Origin of the sequence: Pseudomonas sp. KU26590, assembly GCF_026153515.1 — a bacterium.
In the GTDB taxonomy this organism is placed as follows: domain Bacteria; phylum Pseudomonadota; class Gammaproteobacteria; order Pseudomonadales; family Pseudomonadaceae; genus Aquipseudomonas.
Genome location: NZ_CP110644.1, coordinates 4,391,682 through 4,417,688 on the forward strand (window position 1 = coordinate 4,391,682; position 26,007 = coordinate 4,417,688).

General features: G+C 61.9%; 27 protein-coding genes and 1 pseudogene. 10 read left to right on the plus strand and 18 right to left on the minus strand.

Translation table 11 applies throughout. From position 1 onward, the window contains the following. Positions 1–7: 7 nt before the first annotated feature. Positions 8–214, minus strand: a complete 207-nt coding sequence (locus tag OKW98_RS19550; protein WP_133770732.1) for a hypothetical protein — start codon at positions 212–214, stop codon at positions 8–10. 278 nt (positions 215–492) lie between these two features. On the opposite strand from OKW98_RS19550, the gene OKW98_RS19555 reads away from it, so the two are divergent. From OKW98_RS19555 to OKW98_RS19565, 3 genes are all read left to right on the plus strand, one after another. Next, positions 493–858 (plus strand): hypothetical protein, encoded by a 366-nt coding sequence (locus OKW98_RS19555; protein WP_265386247.1) that lies wholly within the window; start codon positions 493–495, stop codon positions 856–858. 509 nt (positions 859–1,367) lie between these two features. Then, positions 1,368–1,850, plus strand: coding sequence for a DUF2938 family protein (locus OKW98_RS19560; RefSeq protein WP_265386248.1), 483 nt, complete (start codon positions 1,368–1,370; stop codon positions 1,848–1,850). 123 nt (positions 1,851–1,973) lie between these two features. Further along, positions 1,974–3,035: an SDR family oxidoreductase gene (locus OKW98_RS19565; protein ID WP_265386249.1), complete on the plus strand. Its 1,062-nt coding sequence runs from the start codon at positions 1,974–1,976 to the stop codon at positions 3,033–3,035. Positions 3,036–3,129: 94 nt separating this feature from the next. Here OKW98_RS19565 and OKW98_RS19570 read toward each other — a convergent pair whose 3' ends face one another. The 3 genes from OKW98_RS19570 to OKW98_RS19580 are packed head-to-tail and all read right to left on the minus strand — an operon-like array spanning position 3,130 to position 6,008. Then, positions 3,130–3,339, minus strand: a complete 210-nt coding sequence (locus OKW98_RS19570) for a DUF2945 domain-containing protein (RefSeq protein WP_265386250.1) — start codon at positions 3,337–3,339, stop codon at positions 3,130–3,132. Between the two features lie 25 nt (positions 3,340–3,364). After that, positions 3,365–5,215 carry a glycoside hydrolase family 15 protein gene (locus OKW98_RS19575; protein ID WP_265386251.1) on the minus strand — a complete coding sequence of 617 codons (1,851 nt, stop codon included), beginning with the start codon at positions 5,213–5,215 and terminating at the stop codon, positions 3,365–3,367. Next, entirely contained in the window at positions 5,208–6,008 is an 801-nt protein-coding gene (locus OKW98_RS19580) for a glucose 1-dehydrogenase (RefSeq protein ID WP_265386252.1), read from the minus strand. Before OKW98_RS19580 ends, OKW98_RS19575 begins: the two co-directional genes overlap by 8 nt. Positions 6,009–6,466: 458 nt before the next feature. Between OKW98_RS19580 and OKW98_RS19585 the strand changes: the two genes are divergently transcribed. Continuing rightward, a complete protein-coding gene (locus tag OKW98_RS19585; protein WP_265386253.1) occupies positions 6,467–7,390 on the plus strand; it encodes a LysR family transcriptional regulator in 924 nt (307 codons plus the stop codon). 175 nt (positions 7,391–7,565) lie between these two features. Here the strand turns inward: OKW98_RS19585 and pstB are convergent, their stop codons facing one another. From pstB to OKW98_RS27635, 7 genes are all read right to left on the minus strand, one after another. After that, entirely contained in the window at positions 7,566–8,345 is a 780-nt protein-coding gene (gene pstB, locus OKW98_RS19590; RefSeq protein ID WP_133770749.1) for a phosphate ABC transporter ATP-binding protein PstB, read from the minus strand. Next, positions 8,345–9,223, minus strand: coding sequence for a phosphate ABC transporter permease PstA (gene pstA, locus OKW98_RS19595; protein ID WP_265386254.1), 879 nt, complete (start codon positions 9,221–9,223; stop codon positions 8,345–8,347). The genes pstB and pstA overlap by 1 nt, the downstream gene beginning before the upstream one ends. Then, a complete protein-coding gene (pstC, locus tag OKW98_RS19600) occupies positions 9,220–10,215 on the minus strand; it encodes a phosphate ABC transporter permease subunit PstC (RefSeq protein ID WP_265386255.1) in 996 nt (331 codons plus the stop codon). The genes pstA and pstC overlap by 4 nt, the downstream gene beginning before the upstream one ends. 70 nt (positions 10,216–10,285) lie before the next feature. After that, positions 10,286–11,305, minus strand: a complete 1,020-nt coding sequence (gene pstS, locus OKW98_RS19605; protein WP_265386256.1) for a phosphate ABC transporter substrate-binding protein PstS — start codon at positions 11,303–11,305, stop codon at positions 10,286–10,288. 416 nt (positions 11,306–11,721) lie between these two features. After that, positions 11,722–12,612: a class A beta-lactamase gene (bla, locus tag OKW98_RS19610; RefSeq protein WP_265386257.1), complete on the minus strand. Its 891-nt coding sequence runs from the start codon at positions 12,610–12,612 to the stop codon at positions 11,722–11,724. A 182-nt stretch (positions 12,613–12,794) separates the two neighbouring features. Beyond that, on the minus strand, positions 12,795–12,998 hold the full coding sequence (locus OKW98_RS19615; RefSeq protein ID WP_265386258.1) for a hypothetical protein: 204 nt from the start codon (positions 12,996–12,998) through the stop codon (positions 12,795–12,797). Between the two features lie 29 nt (positions 12,999–13,027). After that, positions 13,028–13,447, minus strand: a complete 420-nt coding sequence (locus OKW98_RS27635; protein WP_416148520.1) for a flavin reductase family protein — start codon at positions 13,445–13,447, stop codon at positions 13,028–13,030. Here OKW98_RS27635 and OKW98_RS27640 point away from each other — a divergent pair. Further along, a complete protein-coding gene (locus OKW98_RS27640) occupies positions 13,370–13,576 on the plus strand; it encodes a ketosteroid isomerase family protein (protein WP_416148522.1) in 207 nt (68 codons plus the stop codon). The genes OKW98_RS27635 and OKW98_RS27640 overlap by 78 nt on opposite strands. Here the strand turns inward: OKW98_RS27640 and OKW98_RS19620 are convergent. The 7 genes and pseudogenes from OKW98_RS19620 to cydP all read right to left on the minus strand — a co-directional run. Beyond that, positions 13,478–15,085: pseudogene (locus OKW98_RS19620) on the minus strand (pyridoxamine 5'-phosphate oxidase family protein); the annotation flags it as partial. The gene OKW98_RS27640 and the pseudogene OKW98_RS19620 overlap by 99 nt on opposite strands. Before the next feature lie 28 nt (positions 15,086–15,113). Further along, the gene (locus tag OKW98_RS19625; protein ID WP_265386260.1) at positions 15,114–15,737 is read right to left on the minus strand and encodes a glutathione S-transferase family protein; all 624 of its coding nucleotides are present in this window, start codon (positions 15,735–15,737) and stop codon (positions 15,114–15,116) included. 306 nt (positions 15,738–16,043) lie between these two features. After that, on the minus strand, positions 16,044–16,283 hold the full coding sequence (locus OKW98_RS19630; protein WP_265389786.1) for a cyd operon YbgE family protein: 240 nt from the start codon (positions 16,281–16,283) through the stop codon (positions 16,044–16,046). A 52-nt stretch (positions 16,284–16,335) separates the two neighbouring features. After that, positions 16,336–16,452, minus strand: a complete 117-nt coding sequence (cydX, locus tag OKW98_RS19635) for a cytochrome bd-I oxidase subunit CydX (RefSeq protein WP_265386261.1) — start codon at positions 16,450–16,452, stop codon at positions 16,336–16,338. A 25-nt stretch (positions 16,453–16,477) separates the two neighbouring features. After that, a complete protein-coding gene (gene cydB / locus OKW98_RS19640) occupies positions 16,478–17,620 on the minus strand; it encodes a cytochrome d ubiquinol oxidase subunit II (protein ID WP_265386262.1) in 1,143 nt (380 codons plus the stop codon). 10 nt (positions 17,621–17,630) lie between these two features. Then, complete coding sequence (locus tag OKW98_RS19645; protein ID WP_265386263.1) at positions 17,631–19,223, minus strand: cytochrome ubiquinol oxidase subunit I; 1,593 nt, start codon at positions 19,221–19,223, stop codon at positions 17,631–17,633. After that, the gene (gene cydP / locus OKW98_RS19650) at positions 19,220–19,417 is read right to left on the minus strand and encodes a cytochrome oxidase putative small subunit CydP (RefSeq protein ID WP_265386264.1); all 198 of its coding nucleotides are present in this window, start codon (positions 19,415–19,417) and stop codon (positions 19,220–19,222) included. Before cydP ends, OKW98_RS19645 begins: the two co-directional genes overlap by 4 nt. Positions 19,418–20,389: 972 nt before the next feature. Here cydP and OKW98_RS19655 point away from each other — a divergent pair. The 5 genes from OKW98_RS19655 to OKW98_RS19675 all read left to right on the plus strand — a co-directional run bounded on the left by OKW98_RS19655 (position 20,390) and on the right by OKW98_RS19675 (position 26,002). Further along, positions 20,390–21,187 carry a substrate-binding periplasmic protein gene (locus tag OKW98_RS19655; protein ID WP_265386265.1) on the plus strand — a complete coding sequence of 266 codons (798 nt, stop codon included), beginning with the start codon at positions 20,390–20,392 and terminating at the stop codon, positions 21,185–21,187. Positions 21,188–21,189: 2 nt separating this feature from the next. Then, entirely contained in the window at positions 21,190–22,548 is a 1,359-nt protein-coding gene (locus OKW98_RS19660; RefSeq protein ID WP_265386266.1) for a sensor domain-containing diguanylate cyclase, read from the plus strand. A gap of 15 nt (positions 22,549–22,563) precedes the next feature. Continuing rightward, the gene (locus OKW98_RS19665) at positions 22,564–23,304 is read left to right on the plus strand and encodes a substrate-binding periplasmic protein (protein WP_265386267.1); all 741 of its coding nucleotides are present in this window, start codon (positions 22,564–22,566) and stop codon (positions 23,302–23,304) included. A gap of 202 nt (positions 23,305–23,506) precedes the next feature. Beyond that, on the plus strand, positions 23,507–25,162 hold the full coding sequence (locus OKW98_RS19670) for a phosphoethanolamine transferase (protein WP_416147414.1): 1,656 nt from the start codon (positions 23,507–23,509) through the stop codon (positions 25,160–25,162). Between the two features lie 6 nt (positions 25,163–25,168). Next, positions 25,169–26,002 carry an AraC family transcriptional regulator gene (locus tag OKW98_RS19675; protein WP_265386268.1) on the plus strand — a complete coding sequence of 278 codons (834 nt, stop codon included), beginning with the start codon at positions 25,169–25,171 and terminating at the stop codon, positions 26,000–26,002. Positions 26,003–26,007 lie beyond the last annotated feature (5 nt).

Here is a 26,007-nt window from a genome sequence, read left to right on the forward strand (position 1 = left end):
GCGCCATTTAGTGAGCGGTCTGCATGCCGCAACTGGCGTCTAGTTCATCCCAGGGATGCGCCGCTTCGCGGGCATAGCCGCAGGTGGGCAAATGCACGAAGGTCGCTTCCCGTTCCGCTTCGCTCTGCCTGGCTTTGCAGGTCCTGCACAACACTGTGTGGTCGTTTAGCCGCCAGTGGCTGTTCCACCGGACCAGATCGTCGGTCACCATCATACTTCCCCTCACCCTCACATACGTAACCAGTTGATTACACGCGGCGCAGGAGGTTTCCTGCGTGAAGCGGCCATCTGATCGGCGGTCGTTGTTTTCGCTGGTTCGGCGCAATCATGGTCTGCGCCGCGAGGTAAAAACCGAGGGCAAAACCTGCGCGATGAGCCGTTTGGGGATCGATCCGGGTTTACGTAACCTTTACCAATCCTAGACGTGGGCTTACACGGATCCGGTGTTTGATACGTCCATGGCGAACCCACTCTTTCGCCAAGGGAGACACCATGATTTCCAAGATGACCCAAGCCCTGATCCTGTCCGGTCTGCTCGCCAGCGCCGGTGCCGCGTCCGCCAGCGAACGCAACGTGATTGTGCCTGTCATCGCCGGAGCCGCCGTCGGTGCCGTACTGGCCGCAGTGATCAGTCAGTCGAACAACGACCGTCACGATCGCTATCAGGATTACCGCCCGCAACCGCGCTATGCGCCGCGTTATCAGCCTCAGTACCAGCCTCAGTACCAGCAGGTTGTCTATGTGCCGGTGCGTGAGCGGGTCGAATACCGCCGTTTCTCGCCACCGCAGCCCCACGGTTACTACGACGGTGGCTACCGCAGGGGTTTCGACCAGGGCCGTGGCAACGACCGCTGGTAAGCACTCACGCGGACATTAATGTGGGACCGGCTTTAGCCGGGAAGGCGGTAGGCGTCACACCGCAAATCCAGCGGTGTTCATGCAGGCCCCTTCCCGGCTGAAGCCGGTCCCACTAATGCATCGCGTGCATTCAGTGGGACTGGCTGTGAACCTCAATGTGGGACCGGCTTTAGCCGGGAAGGCGGCAGGCGTCACACCGCAAATCCAGCGGTGTTCATGCAGGCCCCTTCCCGGCTGAAGCCGGTCCCACTAATGCATCGCGTGCATTCAGTGGGACTGGCTGTGAACCTCAATGTGGGACCGGCTTTAGCCGGGAAGGCGGTAGGCGTCACACCGCAAATCCAGCGGTGTTCATGCAGGCCCCTTCCCGGCTGAAGCCGGTCCTACAAAAAGCGGCGCATTCATTCATTAGAACCCGCATTGTCTGCACCACCGCTTTCTCTGACAAAACTGCTAACGTGTCCGGCCATTACTCGCCCATCGACCACTGAAAGCACGCAGGGACGGACATGTTCAATTTCATCTACCTGGCATTTCTCATCGGCATCGGCGCCACGGCGCTGCTGGATCTCTGGGCGTTGTTGCTCAAGGGGTTGCTGGGTTTGCCAACCCCGCCCTGGGACCTCGTCGGGCGTTGGTTTGCCGGGATGCCCAAAGGGCAGTTCGTACACCAAAATGGCATCGGCAACTCCCCTCCCGTCGCCAATGAGCTGGCGATTGGCTGGTTGATGCATTACACCGTCGGCGTGCTGTTCGCTGCCGCGCTGCTGTTCATCTGGGGCGTGCAGTGGGCGCACGCGCCGACCTTCCTGCCGGCGCTGATTGTCGGGCTGGTCACCGTCGGCGCCGGCTGGTTCATCCTGCAGCCCGGCATGGGTGTCGGGGTCGCCTGTAACAAGGCACCGAAGCCGAATGTGGCGCGGCTGCAAAACGTGGTCGGGCATGTGGTCTTTGCCTTTGGCATGTATGGGACGGCGCTGCTGGTCGGGTGATCAGGCGCGGTGTGTGGTCGCACCCGGCCAATCGCGGTGAACCTATCCGCGCCGCTGCCGTTCTGAAACCTGAGGGCTGCATGGTGATGAAGCCCTTTCCACTCGATCAATCAGGAGATCCCCATGACTCAAACGGCCTTGGTCGTCGGCGCCAGCGGCATCGTCGGCAGCGCAACCACCCAACTGTTACTCGATAACGGTTGGCAAGTGGCCGCCCTTTCCCGCAGTCCTTCGCAGACGCCTGGCGTGATCCCCGTCGCAGCCGACCTGCAAGACCCGGCATCGGTCAGACAGGCCCTCGCGGACCTCAAACCCACCCACATCTTTCTCACCACCTGGTCGCGTCAGGCCACGGAAGCTGAAAACATCCGCGTCAACGCCGCCATGGTGCGTAACGTTCTGGACGCCGTGAGCCCGGCGAAGAGCGTCAAGCACGTCGCGCTGGTCACCGGTTTGAAGCATTACCTCGGCCCGTTCGAAGCCTACGGCAAAGGCACCCTGCCGCAGACGCCGTTCCGCGAGTCCCAGGGTCGGCTCGACATCGAGAATTTCTATTACGCCCAGGAAGATGAAGTGTTTGCCGCTGCCAAGCGCGACGGCTTCACCTGGAGCGTGCACCGTCCGCATACCGTCACCGGCGTCGCCGTGGGCAACGCCATGAACATGGCCACCACCCTCGCGGTGTACGCGTCGATCTGCAAAGCGACCGGCCGCCCGTTCGTGTTCCCCGGCTCCCGGGTACAGTGGGACAGCCTCACCGACATGACCGACGCGCGGCAACTGGCCAAACAGCAACTGTGGGCGGCCACAACGCCAGCTGCGGCCGATCAGGCGTTCAACATCACCAATGGCGACGTGTTCCGCTGGAAATGGATGTGGGGCCAGATCGCCGAGTACTTCGGTGTGCACCCTGCCGCGTTCCCGGAGAAGGTTTCCCCGCTGGAAGAGCAGATGGCCAACGATCAAGGGGCGTGGGATGAACTCGTGCGCGCCCACGGTTTGAAAGAAGCCGACATCGGTCGCCTCATTTCGCCGTGGCACACCGACGCCGACCTCGGCCGGCCCATTGAAGTGGTGACCGACATGTCGAAAAGCCGAGCCTTGGGCTTTAACGCATTTCAGGCCAGCGACCAGGCGTTCTTTGACGTGTTCGACACGTTGCGGGCACAGCGCCTGATTCCTTAACCGCGCTGACCCGGCCACAAAAAAACGCAGCGATGATGACCGTCATCGCTGCGTTTTTCGTATGCGCAGGCTCTGTAGCCTGAAGAATCGAGCCTCACGCCTTTTCCAGCGCGTCCTCCTTGTGCATCGCCAGGTGACCGGTCTTGTCGCTCTTGACCTCGTACTGTGGCGCGTCCGGCGAGGCATGGCGATGACGGCCCATGAACTCGACTTCCTTGGTGTGCACCTTCGTCACCTTGCCGACCACATGACCGGCTTCGGAATTCCAGCGCACGTGGTCACCGACCTTGAATGCATGAGCCATCGAGTGTCTCCTTGAATTCAGGAATTCAGGGCTGCCAGAGGGTCTGGCTGCCTTCGAGCTTGCGATCCAGAAAACTCGCCGCACTGATCAGCGCCAGATGGCTGAGGGCTTGCGGCGTGTTACCCAAGTGGTGGCCGTGGGCGTCGAACTCCTCGGCATACAGGCCCAGGGGGTTGGCGTAGCGCAGTAGCTGTTCGAACTCCAGATGCGCCTGCTCCACCCGCCCGGCGCGTGCCAGGCACTCGACGTACCAGAACGAACAGGCAACAAACGCGCCTTCCTCACCCTCAAGGCCGTCCTGATGGTCATCGTCATTGCGATAGCGGAACACCATACCGTCGCGCACCAGCGTGCGTTCGATCGCGTCCAGGGTCTTCAGCCACTTGGGATCACTGGCACCGACGAAGCGCACCAGCGGCATCAGCAACATGGACGCGTCCAGATTCTTGCTGCCCTTGTGCTGGACGAAATGGCCCAGATCGGCGTCCCAGAAGTTTTCCCAGATGTCATCGTGGATGGCCTGCCGCGCCTTGTTCCAGCGCTCGAACGGTGCCGGCAGCGAGCGTTTCAACGACAGGCGTATGGCCCGGTCCAATGCCACCCAGCACATTAGCCGTGAATGCAGAAAATGCTGATCGGCGCCGCGCATTTCCCAGATTCCGACGTCCTTGCTGTTCCAGGTTTCGCACAGCTCGTTGACCAGCCGGGTGACGTGCTTCCAGCCCTCGTGGGAAATGGCCTCACCGTATTTGTTGGCCAGGTACACCGCGTCGAGCAGCTCGCCGTAGATGTCCAGCTGCGTCTGCTTGTAGGCCTCGTTGCCGATTCGCACGGGTGAAGCGCCGCCGTAGCCACTGAGGTGATCCAGTTCTTCTTCGGGCAATTCCTCGCGGCCGTCCAGCGCATAGAGAATGCCGAGCTTGTTGGCGTCTTCACAGCAGTCGCCCATGCGCTCGCGCACCCAGTGCATGAAGGCGTTGGCTTCCTGGGTGTACCCCAGGCGCACGAAGGCATAGACGGTAAAAGATGCGTCGCGAATCCACGTGTAGCGGTAGTCCCAATTGCGCTCGCCGCCCTCTTCTTCCGGCAGGCCGAAGGTCGCCGCAGCGACGATGCCACCATGCTTGCGCGAGGTCAGCAGCTTGAGCGCCAGGGCCGAACGGTTGACCACTTCACGCCAGCGCCCACGGTAATTGGAATGCCGGCTCCAGTGCTGCCAGTAGTTGACGGTAGTTTTCAAATCGCAGTCGCAGTTGGTGGCCTTCACCAGCGGATCGTCAGCGCCGCCGAGCATGAACTCGACCACATCGCCCTGTTTCATCTCGAACTCAGCCACCGCCGCCTGGCCTTCTAGGGTCATTTCGGTGGTCGCCGCCAGACGCATGGCAGGCTGGCCTTCAGCCTCAAAACGGATGTCCAGACCGTCCATCTGCGCGGTGGTGTCAGCACGGCTGTAATCGTGGCGCACCCGGCAGAGCATGCGCACGGCTGTTTGACCGTGACGAACATGGATGCGGCGAATCAGGCGCGGCAGGTTGTCGACTTCCGAGGCGATGGGCATCAGGTCGGTGACCTCAACAACCGCGTCCTCGGCAATCCAGCGCGTCATCAGCACGTTGGTTTCCGGCAGGTACAGCTGCTGGCGGCGGGCGTCCGGGAGGATCGGCGCCAGCTGGAAAATCCCCGCGTCGGGGGTGTCCAGCAGCGCAGTGAAGATGCTCGGGCTGTCGAAGTCGGGCCAGCAGCAGAAGTCGATGCTGCCGGTGTCGGCCACCAGCGCCGCACTGCGCATGTCGCCAATGATGCCGTGGTTTTCGATGGCGTTCTGCGGTTCTTGCTCGGTCTGATCGTCCGGATTCGCAGTATGTTCAGCCATTGTTGCGGAACTCCGGATAGAGGCTCATGCCACCGTCGATGAACAGCGTCGTGCCATGCACATAGTCGGAGGCATCCGAGGCCAGCCAGACGATGGCGTTGGCCACATCATCGGCCTCGCCCACCCGGCCGTACGGGATCAGCTCCAGCAGTTTCTTCTCGGCGTCGCCGCTGGTGGCTTTGGTGTTGATGGCCGTGCGAATCGCCCCCGGCGCGATGCTGTTGACGCGGATGCGTTGCTCGCCCACCTCTTGGGCAATGCTGCGCATCAGCAGATCGACGCCGCCTTTGGAGGCGGCGTAATTGACGTGGCCGGCCCACGGGATGACCTGATGCACCGAGCTCATGTGAATGATCTTGCCCCGGGCGCGTGACACCTCGGGGCGGATGTCCTGCTTGGCGAACTGCCGCACCGCAGCGCGGGCGCAGAGGAACTGCCCGGTGAGATTGACGTTGATGACAGTGTTCCAGTCTTCGAGGGTCAGGTCGGCGAAGGCGGCATCCTTCTGCAGCCCGGAATTGGCGACAAGGATGTCCAGCCGGCCAAACGCCTTGAGGGTCTCGGCGAACAGCTTTTCCACGTCCTGCTCGTTGGAGACGTCGGCGCCAATGGCGATGGCCTGGCCGCCGGCATCAATGATTTCTTGCGCGAGCTTCTGCGCTGGTTCGGGTTGCGAGTGGTAGTTGATCACCACTGCCGCGCCGGACGCCGCCAGCCCTCTGGCCGCGCCGGCACCCAGTCCGGAACTCGCGCCGGTGACGAGGGCGACCTGGCCTTTCAAGGAAATCTGCATGGAATGTGGAGCCTCATGGTGAGCGTTTTAATGCTGACTCATGGGGTTCTGCTGAAGTTCATCGGGAAAGGTTCGCCTGATGGCAAAACCGCTGCGGGCTCTGGCGTTGGCAGGCAAGGTTTGAATAGTCACGCCGCAAAATCGTGGCGGCCCGGACTGTCTCTTCCCGGCTGAAGCCGGTCCTACTAAATGTACGCATACACCTGTAGGAATGGCTTTAGCCGGAAAGGCGTCAGGAGCCATACCGCAAAATCCACGGTGCACAGACTGGCCTCTTCCCGGCTGAAGCCGGTCCTACAATTCGCGGTCCGGCCCGTCCCACCAAGAGCATGCGTATCCCAGTAGGACTGGCTTTAGCCGGGAAGGCTGGACGGCGAACGACCGCGCTCCATAAACTGCGTCCATCTGTCGCAGACCTCTACAGCAGGGTGACGAATGTCGGGCAATGGGGACGATGTATGAATCGCAATGAGCTGCGCAAGGCCGACATCAACCTGATGGTGGTGTTCGAGACCTTGATGCAGGAGCGTAACGTGACCCGCGCCGCCGAAAAGCTGTTTCTCGGCCAACCCACCATTAGCGCTGCCCTCAACCGACTGCGGGCGCTGTTCAATGACCCGCTGTTCATTCGCGTCGGTCACCGGATGGAGCCCACGGCGCGGGCCAACGAGATCATCAGTCACCTGTCGCCGGCGCTGGACGCGATGTCCGTGGCCCTGAGCCTCACGCGGGAGTTCGATCCGGCCAGCAGCGACATGACCTTCCGCATCGGGCTGTCCGACGACGTCGAATACAGCCTGTTGCCGCCGATGCTGCGCGCGATCCGTGAAGAAGCGCCGGGCATCGTGCTGGTGATCAAGCAGGTCAATTTCTGGAATGTCTCGGAGCTGCTCATGTCGGGCGACATCACCGTCGGCGTCTGCCTGACCCGTGAGCTGCCGGCCAACGCCAAGCGGAAACTGCTGCGCAGTGTGCAGCCAATGGTGGTGCGGGCCGACTCGTCGCCTGAGCCGATTACCCTGGACGAATACTGCACGCGGCCCCACGTCGTGGTGTCCCACGTGGCGAACATTTCGAGTTTCGCGGATGAGTGGCTGGCGGCGATCGGACGCAAACGCACCGCCGTGCTGTCGGTGCCGCAATACAGCACGTTGCCGGCGTTGATGGAGGGGACGGATCTGCTGTGCAACTTGCCGGATCACCTGACCCGGGCCATGGCCCGAACCGGACTGCGCGGCGAGCCGCTGCCGTTCGTGACGCCGAATCTGGAGCTGTCGATGGTCTGGCTCAGCGTCATGGACACCGACCCCGCCGAACGCTGGCTGCGCAAGCGGCTGGAAGCGTTCATGGGGGATTCAGGCGCTACCAGCGTCGCTCCGTAGCGCCTGACGCCTTCCCGGCTAAAGCCGGTCCTACAAACCACCGCACAAATGTAGGACCGGCTTCAGCCGGGAAGAGGCCGGTTTGAACACCCACACATCTGCGGTGTGACGCCCGACGCTTTCCCGGCTAAAGCCGGTCCCACTAAAACCTCTTGCAGCGCCAGCAATATCCCAATCAGCCAAAACGACCGGTGATGTAATCCTCGGTCTGGGTCTTGGACGGCTTGGTGAAGATGGTGTCGGTGTCGCCGTGCTCGATCAGTTCGCCCATGAACATGAACGCGGTGTAGTCCGAGCACCGCGCAGCCTGTTGCATGTTGTGGGTGACGATGATCACGGTGAACTGCTCTTTGAGCTCGGTGATCAGCTGTTCGATGCGACCGGTGGAGATCGGGTCGAGGGCTGAAGTCGGTTCGTCGAGCAGCAGCACTTCCGGGCGCAGCGCGATGGTGCGGGCGATGCACAGACGCTGTTGCTGACCACCGGACAGGCTCTGGGCGCTCTGCTTGAGCTTGTCTTTGACTTCATCCCACAACGCCGCGCCGCGCAGGGCCTGCTCGACGCGCTCTTCCATCTCGCGACGGGAGAGCTTCTCGTGGTGACGCACGGCGTAGGCGATGTTGTCGTAGATCGACATCGGGAACGGCACCGGCTTCTGGAACACCATGCCGACGTTGCTGCGCAGGCGGTTCATCGAGTAGCCCGGGGCGAGAATGTTCTCCCCGTTGAGCATCACTTCGCCTTTGGCTTCCTGTTTCGGGTACATCGAGTAAATGCGGTTGAACACGCGCAGCAGCGTTGACTTGCCGCAGCCGGACGGCCCGATGATCGCGGTGATGCGCTTCTCGGGGATGATCATGTCGACCGACTTCAGCGAGCGCTGAGTGCCGTAGAAGAAATCGAGACCGCGTACCTGGATTTTGGTTTTTTCGTCGGCGAGGGAAAGGTTGTTCATCAGGACGCCCTATTGCGCAAAAGGAGAAGACGGGAACTGAGGCTCAGAACCAGTACAAACATGGTCATAATCAAGGCGCCGGCCCAGGCCAGGGAGTGCCAGTCATCGAACGGACTCATCGCGTACTGGAAAATCACCACAGGCACGCTTGCGATCGGTTTGAGGAGGTCACTGCTCCAGAACTGGTTGCCGAAGGCGGTGAACAGCAACGGCGCGGTTTCGCCGGTGATGCGCGCCAGCGCCAACAGGATGCCCGTCACTACGCCGGCCTTGGCCGCACGCAGGACAATCTGCAAGGTCAGTTTCCATTGCGGTACACCCAGCGCCAATGCGGCTTCGCGCATGGTCGAGGGTTGCAGCTGAAGCATTTCGTCGGTGGTTCGCACCACCACCGGGATCACCAGCAGGGCGAGTGCCAGGGCACCGGCGAAGGCGGAAAAACCGACCTGGTGGTTAGTCACGGCGCTGAGGGGAAGGATCACCGCGGTGTACACGAACAGACCGAGCACGATCGACGGCGCCGACAGCAGAATGTCGTTGATGAAGCGCACCGCGTTGCCCAGCTTGGTGTTGCGGGCAAACTCTGCCAGCCAGATACCGGCCATCAAACCAATCGGCGTGCCGATCAGCAGGCCGATACCGGACATCAGGATGCTGCCGTAAAAGGCGTTCGCCAGACCGCCCGATGAGCCCGGTGGCGGGGTCATTTCAGTGAACAGACGCAGGTTCAGCGCTTCGAACCCGTTGACGATCGTGGTCAGCAGAATCCACACCAGCCACAACAGGCCAAAGGCCGTTGCGGCGCAACTGAGGACCATCGCAATCTTGTTCTTGATCGCGCGGGAGCGGTACAGGTTTTCGTTATCGGCCTTACTCATAGACCCTCCTTGCGCGACAGACGAGAGAGCATCAGACGGGCGATCGCCAGCACGATGAAGGTAACGACGAACAGCAGAAAGCCCAGGGCAATCAGCGCAGAACGGTGCAGGTCGGTGTAGGCCTCGCTGAACTCGTTGGCGATCACCGAGGCGATCGAGCTGCTCGGCATCATCAGCGATGCCGAGAACTGGTGGGCGTTGCCCAACACGAAGGTCACCGCCATGGTTTCACCGAGCGCACGGCCCAGCCCCAGGAACACACCGCCGACCACCGCAGAGCGGGTGTAAGGCAGGACGATGTCCCAGACCACTTCCCAGGTCGTGCCGCCCAGTGCGTACGCTGACTCTTTAAGGGCAATGGGTACGCTGCGGAACACTTCGGTCATGACCGAGGTGATGAACGGGATAATCATGATCGCCAGCACGATGCCGGCGGTGAGCATGCCGATGCCCAGCGGCGGGCCCTGAAACACGGGGCCGATCAATGGCAGCGCACCCAGGTTGTCGTTGATCCACGGGGCCATGTACTGCGCCATGAACGGGCCGAACACGAACAGGCCCCACATGCCATAGATGATCGAAGGAATGCCCGCCAGCAGTTCCACCGCCGAAGCGATGGGCATGCGCAACCAGGGCGGTGCGACTTCAGTCAGAAAAACCGCGATGCCGAAGCTCACCGGAACGGCGATCAGCAGCGCGAGAAAGGAGGTCACCAGAGTGCCGTAGATCGGCACCAGTGCGCCGAACTTGCCGTTGACCACGTCCCATTCGGTACTGGTCAGAAATTCGAAGCCAAAGGTCTTGAACGCCAGGGCACCGCCCCAGAGTGTCGAGCCGGCGATACTCGCCAGCAACAGCAGCACCAACAGAGCCGCTCCCAGCATCGTGCGCCGAAACCAGGCGTCGTGTCGGTGATCGCGGGCCGCGCGTTTATCGCTCTCGGATATTGCATCCGGAATCACAGCGGACATGTATTGGGTGTTCTCAGTCATGGTAGGTCCACTCGCAAGGAAACCCTGTCAACGAGCGCTCGGTGACAGGGGTTAGCCGGATAACGTCGAGTTACTTTTTGAACTCGGTTTTCCAGTAGTCTTCGATCTTGCTGACCAGCGAGGCAGGCAGAGGTACGTATTCCAGTTTTTCAGCGGAGCTCTGGCCTTTTTCCAGGGACCATTTGAAGAAGTCGAAAGCCGCCTTGCTCTTCTCGGCGTTTTTCGGTTCCTTGTACATGATGATCCAGGTGGTCGCGGTGATCGGCCATGCCGTCTTGCCCGGCGCGTTGGTCATGATCAGGTTAAAGTCTTTGGCGTTGGCCCAATCAGCGGTGTCAGCAGCAGCGGCGAAGGCTTTGGCGTCAGGCTTGATGAACTCGCCCGCAGCGTTCTGCAGTTGGGTGTAAGCAATTTTGTTCTGGGTAGCGTAGGAGTACTCGACGTAACCGATCGAACCCTTGATCTGTTTTACGTAGGCAGACACACCTTCGTTACCCTTGCCGCCCACGCCCACTGGCCATTGAACGGCCGAGCCGGTACCTGGACCCGATTTCCATGCGTCGCTGACTTTGGTCAGGTAGCTGGTGAAGTTGAAGGAAGTGCCCGAGCCGTCCGAACGGTGAACCACGGTGATGGCGGTTTCTGGCAGTTTTACGCCCGAGTTCAGTGCGACGATCGCAGGATCGTTCCACTTGGTGATTTTGCCCTGGAAGATGTCGGCGAGAACCTGGCCGCTCAGCTTCACGCCGTTGGCTTCGATCCCTTCCAGGTTGACGATCGGCACGATACCGCCGATCACGCTTGGGAACTGACCCAGGCCAGCGGCCTTGAGGTCATCAGCCGACATCGGGGCGTCGGACGCGCCGAAATCTACGGTTGCCGCCTTGATCTGAGCGATACCGCCGCCCGAACCGATCGACTGGTAGTTGATACGGTTGTCAGCGGTTTTGCTGTATTCCTGCGACCACTGAGAGATAACCGGGAATACGAAACTCGAACCAGCGCCCGTCACATCAACGGCGTGTGCCATACCCGACAGGCACATCGAAGCCATCAGAAGCGACAGGCGTTTTTTAGTCAGCAGAATCACGGCAATACCTCAACAAGAGAATTTTGTGTGTGTGGTCACAGTTGACGACCCGAGGCAGATTTAAAACCGGAAACATTTCTGTTTGATGACAGTCTTGAGACCGCGCGCAAAAACGGAGGCGTCTGTCAGCCTTTTCCTACATTGCGTAAAAATGAAACCCCCGGTTTCATTGGCTGAGGCCGAAGTTGTCTAGGCGGAGGGAATTTAATAGCAATGCGCCACATATCTCCCCGGCTGGCGTCATTTGTGGCAATTCTTTGACGGCACAGGCGCTGCCCTAGAGGCGTGCAGGCGTGTGGAGCTCCTGAATGCCATCGCCCAAGGCATGCGTTCCGAAGGAATGTGTGTCGAGACTTTGCGGTTGGGGTCTTTACCACCGAGCACGCTTGCTCTGGGACGCGATGGCTGATGTCGGGCTAAATCGCTGCAGCCAAACGCCCGATGTCCGCCATCAGCGCATTGATCTGATCACCGCTGGCTTTTGAGCCGGTGTAATAAGCCGTGAGCAGAATGGGCGGCCGGTCGCCGGGCCAGATAACGGCCACATCGTGACTGGCGTTGTTGGCCCCCGAACCGGTTTTATCGCCGACGCGCCAGCTGCCGGGGAGACCCGCGCGCAGTTTCTTGTCGCCGGTCTGGTTGTTCACCAGCCACGCCGTCAGCTGATCGCGGGACGGCAGCGTCAGTTCGTCGCCCAGCACCAGGGTGTTCAGCGTTTGCAGCATGGCGACGGGCGTGGTGGTGTCGCGCGGGTCCCCTGGCCGGTTCTCATTCAGGTCGGGCTCGCGTCGGTCGAGGCGGGTTTGCGTGTCACCCATCGAACGCAACCAGGCGGTCAGACCGTTCGGACCGCCCATGCTGTCGAGTAGCAAATTCGCCGCAGTGTTGTCGCTCAGCGTCATCGCCGCCTCGCACAGCGAACCGACGCTCAGGCCTTGCCCGCCGACGTGCAGCTCGGTGGTGGGTGAATACGCTACCAGTTGCTCGGCGGAATAGACGATACGCCGCGACAGGTCTTCCTGCTTTTGATCGACCCGCGTCAACACATGGGCGGCAGCCAGGCATTTGAAGGTGCTGCACAGGGCAAAGCGCTCATCGCCGCGATGGCTGATCAGACGCTGGCTGGCCGTGTCCAGAATGGCAACCCCCAGCCGGCCGCCGTGACGACGTTCGAGGTCGGCCAGTTGCTGCTCAATGACTGGGTCGGAAGACGCCCCGGAGCGACGCTCGGCGGCCAGTGAGGGAAGGCTCAATAATGAGGGCACAGCCAGCAACGATGCGCCGAGGAGGGTTCTGCGGGTGATCAAGATGAACGTCCTTGTGAAGGGGCAACGAGCGCCGCACGGCGACTGGCAACTCACCCCGGGGGGAGATGAGACACCGGTGAGCCACTGCGAACGGTGGGTAAACCGGCGCATATCATCCGACCAGACGCTGCCTCATTTCAACCATTGCCAGGGCGAACTTCCTGCTCGCCCTGCCGTTGCGGTTATCGCGGCCGCTCAAATCCCGACACCGAACGCACCCACATGAACAGCCGCAGGGTCGCCGGATTGTCGATGGGCTCATGGCTTGCCGCCAACTCGCCGGCCAGGGACGCCAGCGACTGCGGCAATAACCAGGAGATCTCCTGCTCGGTTGCCTGATAGGGCATCGGGGTTTCATCTTTCTCCAACGCTGGCCATGGGTTCATCGCCGTCTCTCCCGCACACGCATGGATGGTTACAGATCGAGCACCAACGGCCCTGAAGCCGGGACTGCGCAGCAGATCAGCACGTGGTCCGGCGCCGGCATTTCAGCGGGCGGGACCGGGTAATGCACCTGGCCACTGATGAGCCGGGTCTTGCAGGTGCCACAGGATCCGCCGCGACAGCTGAATTCGGGGTTCAGTCCGCGGCTCTCGGCCAGTTCCAGCAGACTGCCACCGGCGGGTTGCCAGCGCGCTTGCTTGGCGGAGCGTTCGAACAGCACCGGCACCGCTTCAGTGGCGGCGGGCGGTTGCTCAAAGGCAACCACCGTTGAATCACCGCTGCGCTTGAGGCTGGACGGGCCGAACGTTTCGGCATGAATGCGCTCATCGCGAACCTGCAGGGCGCGCAGGCCATCGTAGATTTCCTGGGTAAACGCGGCCGGGCCGCACACATAGAAATCGTAGTCGTTGAACGGCAGCAGCGCCTTGAGCAGATCCAGGTCAATGCGACCGGTCAGGTGAAAGTCTTCACCCACACGCGCCGACGCTTCCGGCTGGCTCAGCACGCGGATCGCGGTTAACTGATCGCCAGCCTTTGCAATGAGTGTGTCCACTTCTTCGCGAAACGCCAGGTCGGCCAGACGACGTGCACTCTGGATGAACCAGGTCGCCCGCCCTCCGCGCACGCGTTTGCCTTCGTAGATCACTTCTCGCAGCATCGACAGCATGGGCGTGACGCCGATGCCCGCCCCCAGCAGCACCAGCGGCCGGCGCTCCTGCGGGTCCACCACGAAACTGCCTTGGGGCGCCCGCGCCTGGAGCAGATCGCCGACCTTCACCTGATCATGCAAATACGCCGAGGCCAGTCCGTCGCGCTTGACGCTGATGCGCAAGAATCCGTCGGACGGCGCGCTGGACAGGCTGTAGGTACGAATCAGCGGCGGCGTACGGCCTTCAGGCGCCAGGCGCAGCGGCAAATGCTGACCGGCCTTGAACGCGGGCAAACCGCCGCCGTCGGCAGGCTCGAAATAGAACGAACGAATGCCTTCACTTTCGTCCTCGATCCGCGTCACCCGCATGGGCCGCCATTGATCGCGCAGGGCATCGGCCTGTAAACGGGCGGCGGTCTGCTGCCAGTCGCCGGTCATCAGGCTGTTCGGCGACCACCCCTGGAATTCCCATCGCGAGCGCAACGCCGCCGGCCGACGCACCACCTGCTCCACCCGCACCTGCCAGAGTCGCTCGGCGCCCTGGAACGCCGCGATTTCCGGCCCGTCGAGGATCAGCGTCACCGTGCCCGCCATCTGCAACAGCTCGCCGGTCTGGAAATCAACGAACAGCAGGCCCGCCTTGGGATTGAGCTGGAAGTTACCCAGCGTGTTGAAAAACAGGTTGCCGGCGAAATCCGGGATGGTCAGCACGTCGCCGTCCACCCGCACGAAGCCGGCCTGGCCGCCCCGGTGGGAAACGTCCACCGAACGATGGGGCTGCGCACCCTCAAGGTCGACATAGCTGGCGACGAAGAAGGTATCGGCGCCACGAATGGTGGCGATCGCGGCGTGATCCAGTGAGATCAGAGGCTGCGCTGCCGGACGCTCCGCCGCCGACGCAAGCGGCACCTGCTTGAGCGCCCGCAGCTGAATGTACTGCGGGCAATTGCCGTACGAGTGCTCGACGCTCACGGAAAAACCGTTGTCCCGCACGTCGCTGATGTGCCCGTTGAGGCGGTTGCGACGGCGGGTGTGCAAGTCGATGCCGAGCATGCCCACCGCCGCGCCCGGCGCAAATCCTGCGTCGGCCGGGTCCTCGGCATCCGGGCGTCGGGCGATGTCCAGACGCCAGGCATCGGGGGAATGGATAAACCCCGACTGGGCGTCCAGCAGGCTCGCCCAAGGCCAGCCTTCGGTGTCCACGGCGCCGATGATCAGGTACGGCAGATGCTCGTAGAACTCACGGTGCTGATCGGGCATGAAGTCGCGAATGACGCGCTTGCCCAAGGTTTCCATGCGCTCTGCGACGCCGACGTTGGCCTGCAGAGCGCGCTCGCCGGAATGCCATGGCGAGGGTATTTCAGTGCGAATCTCGTTCATGGCGCGAACTCCCTGGAATCCCGGATGATTACTTGACCAGACCTGCTGCCGTGCGCGGCATTGGCGTGAAGCCCGGCAGGTTCTCGATGCGCGAAAGCCATGCCTGCACGTTGACGTATTCGTCCAGCGAGACGTTGCCTTCAGGCGCGTGGGCGATATAGCTGTAGGCGGCGACATCGGCGATGGTGGGGTGATCGGTGGCAAGAAAGTCGCGGCCGCTCAGGTGCTGATCAATGACACCCAGCGCGTCGTGGGCCCGCTGGATCGTGTCTTTCGGATCGAAGGCCGCGCCGAACACGGTGATCAGACGCGCCCGCGCCGGGCCCAGATAAATCGCGCCGGACGCGGCAGACAACCAGCGCTGTACTTGCGCCGCGCCCTCGGGATCATTCGGCAACCAGCGGCCCGACGGGTCGTACTTCTTCGCCAGGTACACGAGGATCGCCGTTGAATCAGCGACGATGACCCCGTTGTCATCAATCACTGGCACCTGGCCAAAGGCGTTGATGGCCAGAAATTCCGGCTTCTTCTGCTCGCCCTTGGCCAGATCAACAAACTGGATCTTCGGGTCGATGCCCAGCAGCGACAACATCAGCTCGGCGCGGTGAGAGTGGCCGGACAGCGGAAAGTGATAGAGCGTGATGGCGGTCATGGGGTGGGCTCCTGGGCAGGTGGATCAACTCAGCGTGGGGCGGCGGTGCCGCAATGGAGGGCCGCGCTGGTGAAACCGATAGTGGGCCTGACCGCCGGATTGGGAAATGACCAGAATCGGCAATCCACTGTTTCAGAGGATGAAATGCTGAGGGCGAAATCGTGTTGCATTGCCGGCGCGCTGCGCTGAGAACCAGCTATAGGCACCTTCAGAAATATCCCCCGGCCTGCTGCGCGCGATTGCCGCGTTGATCGGGCACAGCAGGCCAGGGGAGACGGCCAAGGTTGCCTCTACCTCACAAAGGGCTCAAAGCCACTGACGCGCCGTCAGCCACATTCCATAACCCAAGGCCATTAGCGCCCAGGCCAGCAGCGGGTGAAACATCACCCGCCAGGCCTTCGCCCGCAGCTCGAAACCGACACCATGGACGAATCCTCCGGCCACGCCCCACATGATCAGCATCAGCAGGCTGTGGGAATAATGGCCGTTGGCGTCGAGCATCGACGCCGGGTGAATCAGCAGCACCAGGCTCAGCGGCACGGCCATCAGCAGGGACAGCACCCGGCCAATGGCGTGCCTGAACGGTGCGTTGAGCGCTTCAGCGGCCACGGCCGCTCTCCAGCGCCGCGGCGTCGGAGGCCTCCAGCCACAGCGCGTTGATGATGCCGAAGCTGCAGGCCAGCAACACGCCGAGAATCCAGGCGAAATACCACATGATCGTTTCTCCTTTAGAGCACGGCTCAGTAAAGGCCGTGAGGGTTGTGGTCGATGTGCGCGGTGGTGACCTTGCCCCGCATCTTGGCGTAGCACCAAAGCGTGTAGCAGAGGATCAACGGCACGAAGATGGACGCGGCAATCAGCATGATCATCAGGGTTTTATGGCTGGAGACGGCGTCCCACAGGGTCAGGCTCGACGCCAGGTCCAGGCTCGACGGCATGACGAACGGGAACAGCGCAAAACCTGCCGTGCACAACGCGCCGACGATGGCCAGGCTGCTGCCCAGGAACGCCGTTCTGCCCTGCCCCGCACTGGCGCCGAGCAATGCCATCAAGCCACCAAAAATCCCCAGCAGCGGCGCAATGACGGTCAGCGGGTGCTGCTGATAATTGGCCAGCCAGCCGGGGTTGCTGGCCGTCACGGTTTTAGCCAGCGGGTTGAGCGCAGCCCCGGCATCGAACGCCGAGGTGATCGCCAGGCCCTGAATGCCGCCGAACACCAGCCACACACCGGCGCCGATGAACGACAGCAGAAACACCAGCGACAGCCACTGGGCCGCACGGCGGGAGCGTCGGGCAATGGCGCCTTCGGTGCGCATCATCAGCCAGCTGCCGCCGTGCAGTCCGAGCATGCTCAGGCTGACCACGCCGGCCAGCAGGCCGAACGGGCTCAACAGCTGCCAGAAGTTGCCGTGATAGCTGGAGCGCAGGGTGTCGTCGAACTGAAACGGCACGCCCAGCAACAGGTTGCCGAACGCCACGCCGAAGACCAGCGACGGCACCACGCCACCGACGAACAGGCCCCAGTCCCAGCTCTGCCGCCAGCGGGTGTTTTCCAGTTTGCTGCGGTAGTCGAAACCCACCGGCCGCACGAACAGGGCAAACAGCACCAGCAGCAGCGCCCAATACAAACCCGAAAACGCAGCGGCATACACCAGCGGCCACGCCGCGAACAGCGCGCCGCCCGCCGTGATCAGCCAGACCTGATTGCCGTCCCAGTGCGGGGCGATGGTGTTGATGACCACGCGGCGCTCGCTGTCGCTGCGCCCGACGTAGGGCATCAGCATTGCCGCGCCCAGGTCGAAGCCATCGGTGAGGGCGAAGCCGATCAGCAGCACGCCGACCAGCACCCACCAGATCATTTTCAGTGTCTCGTAATCGAACATCGTGAATTCCTCAGGCCAGGGCCGGTTGTTTGGCGTGGGCAGCGTCGCCGTGGGCGCCTTGCTCGAAGTGATAGCGACCGGTGTGCAGGCTGCTGGGGCCGAGTCGGGCGAACTTGATCATCAGGTACATCTCGATGATCAGCAGGACGGTGTAGAAGCCGACCAGCGCCACAATCGAACCGAGCACATCTCCCGCCGACAGGGTCGAGGCCGACAGGTGCACAGGCAGCACTTCACCGATGGACCAGGGCTGACGGCCGTGCTCGGCGACCCACCAGCCGGTTTGGGTGGCGATCCACGGCAGCGGCAGGCTGAACAGCGCCCACTTGAGCAGCCAGCGCTTGCGGGTTTCGTTCTTGCGTGCCGACGCCCAGAAGGCACAGGCGAACAACAGCAGCATGAGCATCCCGCTGAGCACCATTACGCGGAAGGTCCAGAAGATCGACGCCACCTGCGGGATCGAATCCAGCGCAGCCTGTTTGATCTGCTGCTCGTTGGCGTCGACGACCTTGTCGGTGTACTTCTTCAGCAAGAGGCCGTAGCCGAGGTCTTTCTTCACCGCATTAAAGGCGTCGAGGGTCTGTGGGCTCTTGTCGCCGCTACGCAGTTGGCCGAGCAAGTCGTAGGCGGTCATGCCGTTGCGGATGCGGCCTTCGTGTTCACGGACCAGGTCCTTGATCCCGGTGACCTGTTTATCCACCGAGCGGGTGGCGATGAGGCCCATCACGTAGGGAATCTTGACGGCATAATCGGTGCGCTGCTCGGCCTGGTTGGGCAGACCGAACAAGGTGAACGCCGCCGGTGCCGGTTCGGTTTCCCATTCGGCTTCGATGGCGGCGAGCTTGGTTTTCTGCACGTCGCCGATCTCGTAGCCGGATTCGTCACCCAGCACGATCACCGACAGAATCGAGGCCATGCCGAATGCTGAGGCGATAGCGAACGAACGCCGGGCGAAGGCGATGTCGCGGCCCTTGAGCAGATACCAGCTGGAAATCGCCAGGACGAAGATCGCGCCGGTGACGTAGCCGGACGCCACGGTGTGGACGAACTTGACCTGGGCGACGGGGTTGAACAGCAGGTCGCTGAAGCTGGTGAGTTCCATGCGCATGGTGTTGAAGTTGAACTCGGCGCCGACCGGGTTTTGCATCCAGCCGTTGGCGATGAGGATCCACAGCGCTGACAGGTTCGAGCCAATCGCCACCAGCCAGGTGACCGCCAGGTGCTGGACGCGGGTCAGGCGGTCCCAGCCGAAGAAGAACAGGCCGATGAAGGTCGATTCGAGGAAGAACGCCATCATGCCTTCGATGGCCAGTGGCGCGCCGAAGATGTCGCCGACGTAGTGGCTGTAGTACGCCCAGTTGGTGCCGAACTGGAATTCCATGGTCAGGCCGGTGGTGACGCCGAGGGCGAAGTTGATGCCGAACAGCTTGCCCCAGAACTGTGTCATGTCTTTGTAGACTTGCTTGCCGGTCATGACGTAGACCGATTCCATGATGGCGAGCAGGAAGGTCATGCCGAGGGTCAGCGGGACGAACAGGAAGTGGTACAGCGCGGTCATCGCGAACTGCAGCCGGGAGAGGTCGACGACTGATTCCGATATCATTTTGGGTTTTTCTCAGAGGATGCGGGTGGGGCGCCCAGTACATGCAGGCCGGCTTGCACTCCGTCGTCCTTGACCTCGACCGGGGCGTCGAACCAGACGCTGCGGATGCCCATGAGCAGGATGAGTTTGATCAGGAGGATCAGACTGATGTCTTTGGCCAGGGGGTGTTTGAGGAAATCGAAAGGACCGGGCATGTTGAAGACTCGTCGGGGTGCGGGGTATTTTTCCTACAGGCCCTTCGTGCACCTTTGATCCAGGTCAATTAAACGCGCTTAGTCGGATGTGGCAGAACGCCACAGTGTTGAGTTATGGCGTTTAAAGAGCGGCGAGATTCGCGGTGCGGCTGGGAGGGTCTGCCTAACGGCAGACTGTTTCGCCTTCGGCGAGTTACTTGGAAAAGCACCCCAAGTAACCAAGGGTGCTTGCTCCTGGTTGGGCCCTTCCTTCGTCAGGGTTCCCTCACTCCGACGACGCTCCGTGGGCCCGCGCCGAACGGACATCCATGTCCTGACGGCGCTCTCGCCGCATCCATGCGGCTCGGCCCACTACGCGTAGTCTGCGTTCGGCCTGCACCCAAGTCGCGTCTGGCGGTGTCTGGACCTTATGTGTACGAAGATCAAAAGCAGATCAAAGGCTTCCCTGGTAGGACCGGCTTTAGCCGGGAAGAGGCCAGTTTGGCCACCACCAAATATGATCGTACCCACGCTCTGCGTGGGTATGCATCCCGGGACGCTCCGCGTCCATTCCCGGCTAAAGCCGGTCCCACTGACTGCACACGGCTTTTTGCATGATCGTACCCACGCTCTGCGTGGGTATGCATCCCGGGGACGCTCCGCGTCCATTCCCGGCTGAAGCCGGTCCCACTGGCTGCACGCGGCTTTTTAGTGGGACCGGCTTTAGCCGGGAAGAGGCCAGTCCGGCACTGGAAATCGGGGGTTGGCCCGCGATGTGCTTAGTCTGGAAGACGGCGAGTTTGCGAGAGGTGGTGCACCGCCGCCGGCGAACCCGGAATCGTCTGTCCATGCTGTTAGGATGCTCGTCAGCATGCCGTCTCAAGTGACGGATTATTCAGCCGATATCCCGGTGTGCAAGGCAGTCGGTTACGGTTGCGCCGGAGTGTTCACGGCCCCAAATCTGTCGCTTTTGCACCCATGAGGTAGTTATCGATGAAACTCCAGTCGCTCATTCACCCACTGGGCAGTGCACTCTGTGCGGCGCTGTTGCTGTGCGTGGGCTCGGGCGCATCGGGAGCTGAATCGATTAACTCGGATGCAACTCGTGTCGAGATCCATGTTGTCACTGAGGAACTCCCGCCCTACAACATGACCCGCAACGGCGTGCTCACCGGCATGAGCACCGAGGTGGTTCAGGCGGTGTTGAAGGAGGTCAATGTGCAGGCCTCCATTCAGTCCATGCCCTGGGCGAGGGCTTATGACCTGGCGCTGCACACCCCCAACGTGTTGATCTACTCCATCACACGCACCGCCGAGCGCGAGCGGCTGTTCAAGTGGGTCGGCACCATCGCCTCGTCGCGCTGGTTTCTGTATTCGTCCGCCAGCCATCCCGTCTCCCTCCTGAATCTGGACGATGCCCGGGACTGGCAGACCGCGACGGTCAATGAAGACGTCGGCGAGCAGTACCTGATGGCGCGCAAGTTCGTGATCGGCCATCAGCTGCAATCGAGTAATCGCTACGAATTCAATTACCAGAAACTGCAGACCGGCCACGTCGACTTGTGGATTTCCGACGAGCTCAACGCTTACTACCTCGCCCGGCAGGTCGGCGATGACCCGACCCGGACACTGGTGCAATCCCTGCGCATCAAAGAGCTGGAAGAAGCCGGCGGCTTCAACATGGCGTTCAGCGTCGGCACGCCAGACGCGACGGTTCAGCTGTTTCAGAAAGGCCTGCAAACCCTTCGCGCCAACGGCACCTACGACGCCATCGCGCGCAAGTGGCAATGAGCATGCAGATCGAAACGCCTTCCGACCCGCCCGGCGACAACCGCCCGATCCCGCGCACAGGACAGCGCACCGGTTCGCTGGCGCGGCGTCTGGTGCTGGCGACGCTGGCGTTCTGTGTGCTGTTCACGGCGGCGACGGTGCTGGTGCGCACCTGGTTCGCCTGGAACACCAATCTGGCGAACATGAACGCCGAGCTGACGCTGATTGATCAGGTGTTCCAGGGCACGCTGTCCAAAGCCGTGTGGGAAATGGATGATCAGGCGCTGCAGACGCAGATCGACAGCGTGGCCACGGCGGCGCCGGTGGGCCGGGTCCAGCTGAAGATCCTGCGGCCCGGTCGCGCCCCGGAAATCCTCGAACGCCAGCACCCCGGCCACATCGGCTCGATCCGCGCCCCGGCGCTGCATCGGCAACTGACCATCGCGCCCTACCCCGGCGCCAGCGAAGTGGTCGGCGAGCTGACCATCGAAGGCGACGAAAGCCTGCTGTGGAAACGCCTGTGGAAAGAAGTCGCGGTCATCATGCTCACCCAGATCATCCAGTCCCTGGCGCTCGCCGGGCTGATCATGGGCATGTTCAACCGCTCGGTAACGCTGCACGTGCGGCGCATTGCCCGGCACCTCGAACACCTGACGCCGCTCAACCTCAAGACGCATCTGACTCTGGAGCGGCGCGGCAAGGCCGGCGACGAACTCGACCTGCTCGAAGCGGGCGTCAATGACCTGCAGGACAAACTGGCCGCGCACCTTGAGCGTCAGGCCCGCGACGAAATCGCCCTGGCCGCCAGCCGCGACCAACTGGCCGAACTGGTCGAGCAGCGCACTGCACAGCTCAAGGCTGCCAACACGCGCCTGGAAGCCCTGACCCGCTTCGATCCCCTCACGGGCCTGGCCAACCGCCGGCATTTCGACGAGCTAAAGGAGCTGGAATTCAACCGCGCCTTGCGTCATCGCCAGCCGCTGTCGGTGCTGATGTGCGACATCGATTTTTTCAAGCTTTACAACGACACCTACGGCCATGCCAGGGGTGATCAATGCCTGCGCGACGTGGCGCTGGCCATGAGCGCCCTGTTCTCGCGCTCCGGCGAACTGGTGGCGCGGCTCGGCGGCGAAGAGTTCGCCGTGCTGCTGCCAGGGCAGGACGAGGACCAGGCGCTGGCCTCGGCCGATCGCCTGCGCGGCCTGCTGGCCCGGCAACAACTGGTACACAGCGCTTCACCGGTCTCGCCTTTCGTGACCTTGAGCATCGGCGTGGCCGAGCTCGACCCGGCGAACATGGAGCACTTCGATCAACTGCTGCAGAGTGCCGACCGGGCGCTGTACCGGGCGAAAAGCCAGGGCCGGGACCGCTGTGTAATCTGAACCGAGAGGCATGCCATGGGAAAAATTCACCGTCAGCGCAGTGTTCTGGTCACTTTCCTGATGCTGTTCGTGTGCCTGAGCGCAGACGCCACGACGCTGCAAGTGGTGACCGAAGACTCCTCCTACAGCGCGCTTGAGGGCGACAAGGTGGTCGGGGTCGCCAGTGAAGTCGTCGAGATGACCCTCGCCGACGCCGGCATCACCGACTACCACATGGCGCTCTACCCGTGGGCGCGGGCCTACGACATCGCGCGGCTCGAAGCGAACGTGCTCATCTACCCGATCATTCGCAGCAGCGCGCGCGAGGCGCTGTTCAAATGGGTCGGCGAGCTGGAACAGGTGACGCCGTCGTTTTACAAACTTCGCGAGCGCCGCGATGTGCTGGTCAAGGACTTGCAGGACGCCAGCCATTACACCGTCGGGGTGGTGCGTGATGATTCGCGGCAGCAGTACCTGGGGGGTAAGGGTTTCAGCCGGATGGTGGTCTCGCCCAATAATCTCGACAATCTGCGCAAACTGATCAGCGGCCAGGTCGAGTTGATCCCCATGCCCGAGCGCGAGGCCCGGGAGCAGTGCGCCGATCTGCACATCGCGTTCGAGGAACTGGAAAGCGTCTTCACCCTCGACGAACTGTCCAAAGGTCTCTACGTCGCCGTCAGCGCCAGCACCCCGGAGGAGACAGTGCAACGAATCGCCGCGGCGTTCGCCCGGCTCAAGCAGGACGGCACGGTGGACAAGGTCATCGCGGGGCAATAAACACCCGCGCCTGACATTCTGCAAAAACTGTTTTGAACCAGAGCAATTCGGCGCCTTCACGCTTTCACAAATCCTTCACAATCGTTTTGGAAAACTCCGCGCGGCCTGTCCCGCCTACCCTTCCGGCAGCCATTGACTGACTCACCCGACGTCTCGGCCCCAAGGATGGAAATGCCTGATGCACCCGTAACCCAGGCACTGCATGGCCCCTTATATGGAAATGAATTCGATGGTCAAACCGGTCACGTCTACCCGTCTGGTGATGCTGTTTTCCCTGTTTCTGGTGGTGTTTTATAACCTGGCGACCTGGCGCGCGCTGATGGATCTGGCGCAGTTACAGGGCGTCAAAGCCATCGCGTTCTATATGTCGTTTGCCTTCCTTTTGTGGGCCGCGATCACTCTGCTGCTCACGCCCTTCTCGTTTCGCCCGACGCTCAAGCCGGTGCTGAGCCTGGTCGCGCTGTGCTCGGCCGCCGCCGCGTATTTCATGAACACCTACGGCATCAGCATCGACACGACGATGATGCAGAACGTGCTCGAGACCAACCCCGGCGAGGCCCAGGCCTTGTTGAGCGGTAAGCTGTTTCTCTACCTGAGCCTACTGGGCGTGCTGCCGATCGCGCTGATCTGGTGGCTGCCGGTGACCTATCGCCGCGTGCTGCCCGGGCTGGTCAACAAAGTGCTGGTGTGCGTCGGCTGTGTGCTGGTAATCGCCGCTGCCGTCGGGCCCTTTTACTCGACCTACGCACCGATCTTTCGCGATGAAGACAAGCTCACCCACTTCATCAACCCGACCAATTACATTTACGCCATCGGCAAGCTGACCAAGCAGACCGTCGCCATCAAAGAGACGCTGAAAATCCAGACCGTTGGTGCCGATGCGGCGCTCAGCCCGCAAGCCCAACAGCGGCCGAAAAAGAGCCTGATGATCTTTGTCGTTGGCGAAACCGCCCGGGCGGACCACTTCTCCCTCAACGGTTACGGGCGGGAGACCAACCCGGAGCTGAAGCAGCAGGACATTCTCAATTTCACCCACGTGGCCTCGTGCGGCACCTCTACGGCCGTCTCGGTGCCGTGCATGTTTTCCAGGTTCCCGCGCACCGACTACAGCGACAAAAAGGGCAAGACCTACGAGGGCCTGCTGGACATGCTCCAGCGCGCCGGTTTGAAGGTGGTGTGGCTGGACAACAACAGCGATTGCAAAGGCACCTGCCTGCGCGTACCCCACCGTGACGTTCCGAAAAACCAGCCGAGCCCGTTCTGCGACGGTAAGATTTGCCTGGACGAATCGCTGCTGGTGGGCTTGCAGGACTACATCGACTCGCTGCAGGACAATGCAATCATCGTCCTCCATTCCGATGGCAGCCACGGCCCGGAATACTACGATCGCTACCCCAAGACCCTTGAGCGTTTCACGCCCGTCTGCCGCACCAATCAGCTGGGCAGTTGCACGTCCGACGAGCTGAAAAACGTCTACGACAACACCATTCTCTACACCGATCATTTTCTGTCGCAGACCATCGAGCTGCTCAAGCGCAACCAGGACAAGGTCGATGCCTCGATGATCTATGTCTCGGACCACGGCGAGTCTTTGGGCGAAAACGGCATCTACCTTCACGCCGCGCCCTACGCCATCGCCCCTACGGCGCAGACCCACGTGCCGATGGTGATGTGGTTCGGCCACTCGACCCTGGAAGACGCCGGCGTTGATCGCCATTGTCTGGCTGCCAGGCAAGACCAGCCGGACCTGAGCCATGACTACCTGTTTCATTCGGTGCTAGGCTTGCTCGGCGTCACCACCATGGAATACCAGCCGGTGCTGGACCTCTTTCACAGCTGCACGCGCGCGAAGGGATGAGCTGAAATGACCTGCCATGACCCGGTGAAACAGCGTGATAAACCGGTGTTCTGGCGGGACGCGCAGTTGCCCTTCATTGAGGCGCGCTCCATCGAAGACGGCCGCAAGGTCTGTTATTCCCGCCATTCCCATGAAGTGTTTTCCATCGGCGCGATCACCGCCGGCCAAAGCACCTATCTGCACGAGAAAACCACCCAAACCATCACCACCGGCACCGTTGTGGTGATGAACCCCGGCGAGGTCCACGCCTGCAATCCCATCGATGATCAGCCCTGGTCCTACCTGATGCTGTACGTGAACGCGCAGTGGCTGGGCGCGCTTCAGCGCGATTGCGGGGTGAGCAACGGGGGCGTGTTTCGGGGGTATCCGGCGACCCACAGTCGTGACCCGCTGTTGTTCGACGGGCTGCTGGCGCTGCATCGGCGGCTGGTGGATGCGCGACTGGAAACACTGGCCAAACAAGAAGCCGCTGTCGGGTTTTTCACCTTGGTCGAGCAGCGCCTGGGCGGCTCGACGCTGACGCCCAGACGGGCCAATCCCAAGGTCGAACGCGCGGCGCGGTACCTTGATGCGCATTATCTGCAACCGATTCAGCTGGAGGACTTATGCGCGGTGGCGAATCTGTCCGAGGCCTACCTGATTCGTGCGTTCGAGCAGCATTACCACATGACCCCGCACGCCTGGCTGGTCAACCGGCGCATCCAGCACGGCCAGGCGCAATTGCGCAGCGGCGAGCCCATCGCCGACATCGCCCAGCAGAGTGGTTTTGCCGATCAGGCGCACTTTCAGCGGGCGTTCAAAAAGCATCTGGCGGCAACGCCGGGCCAGTACAAGCCCTGATCGGC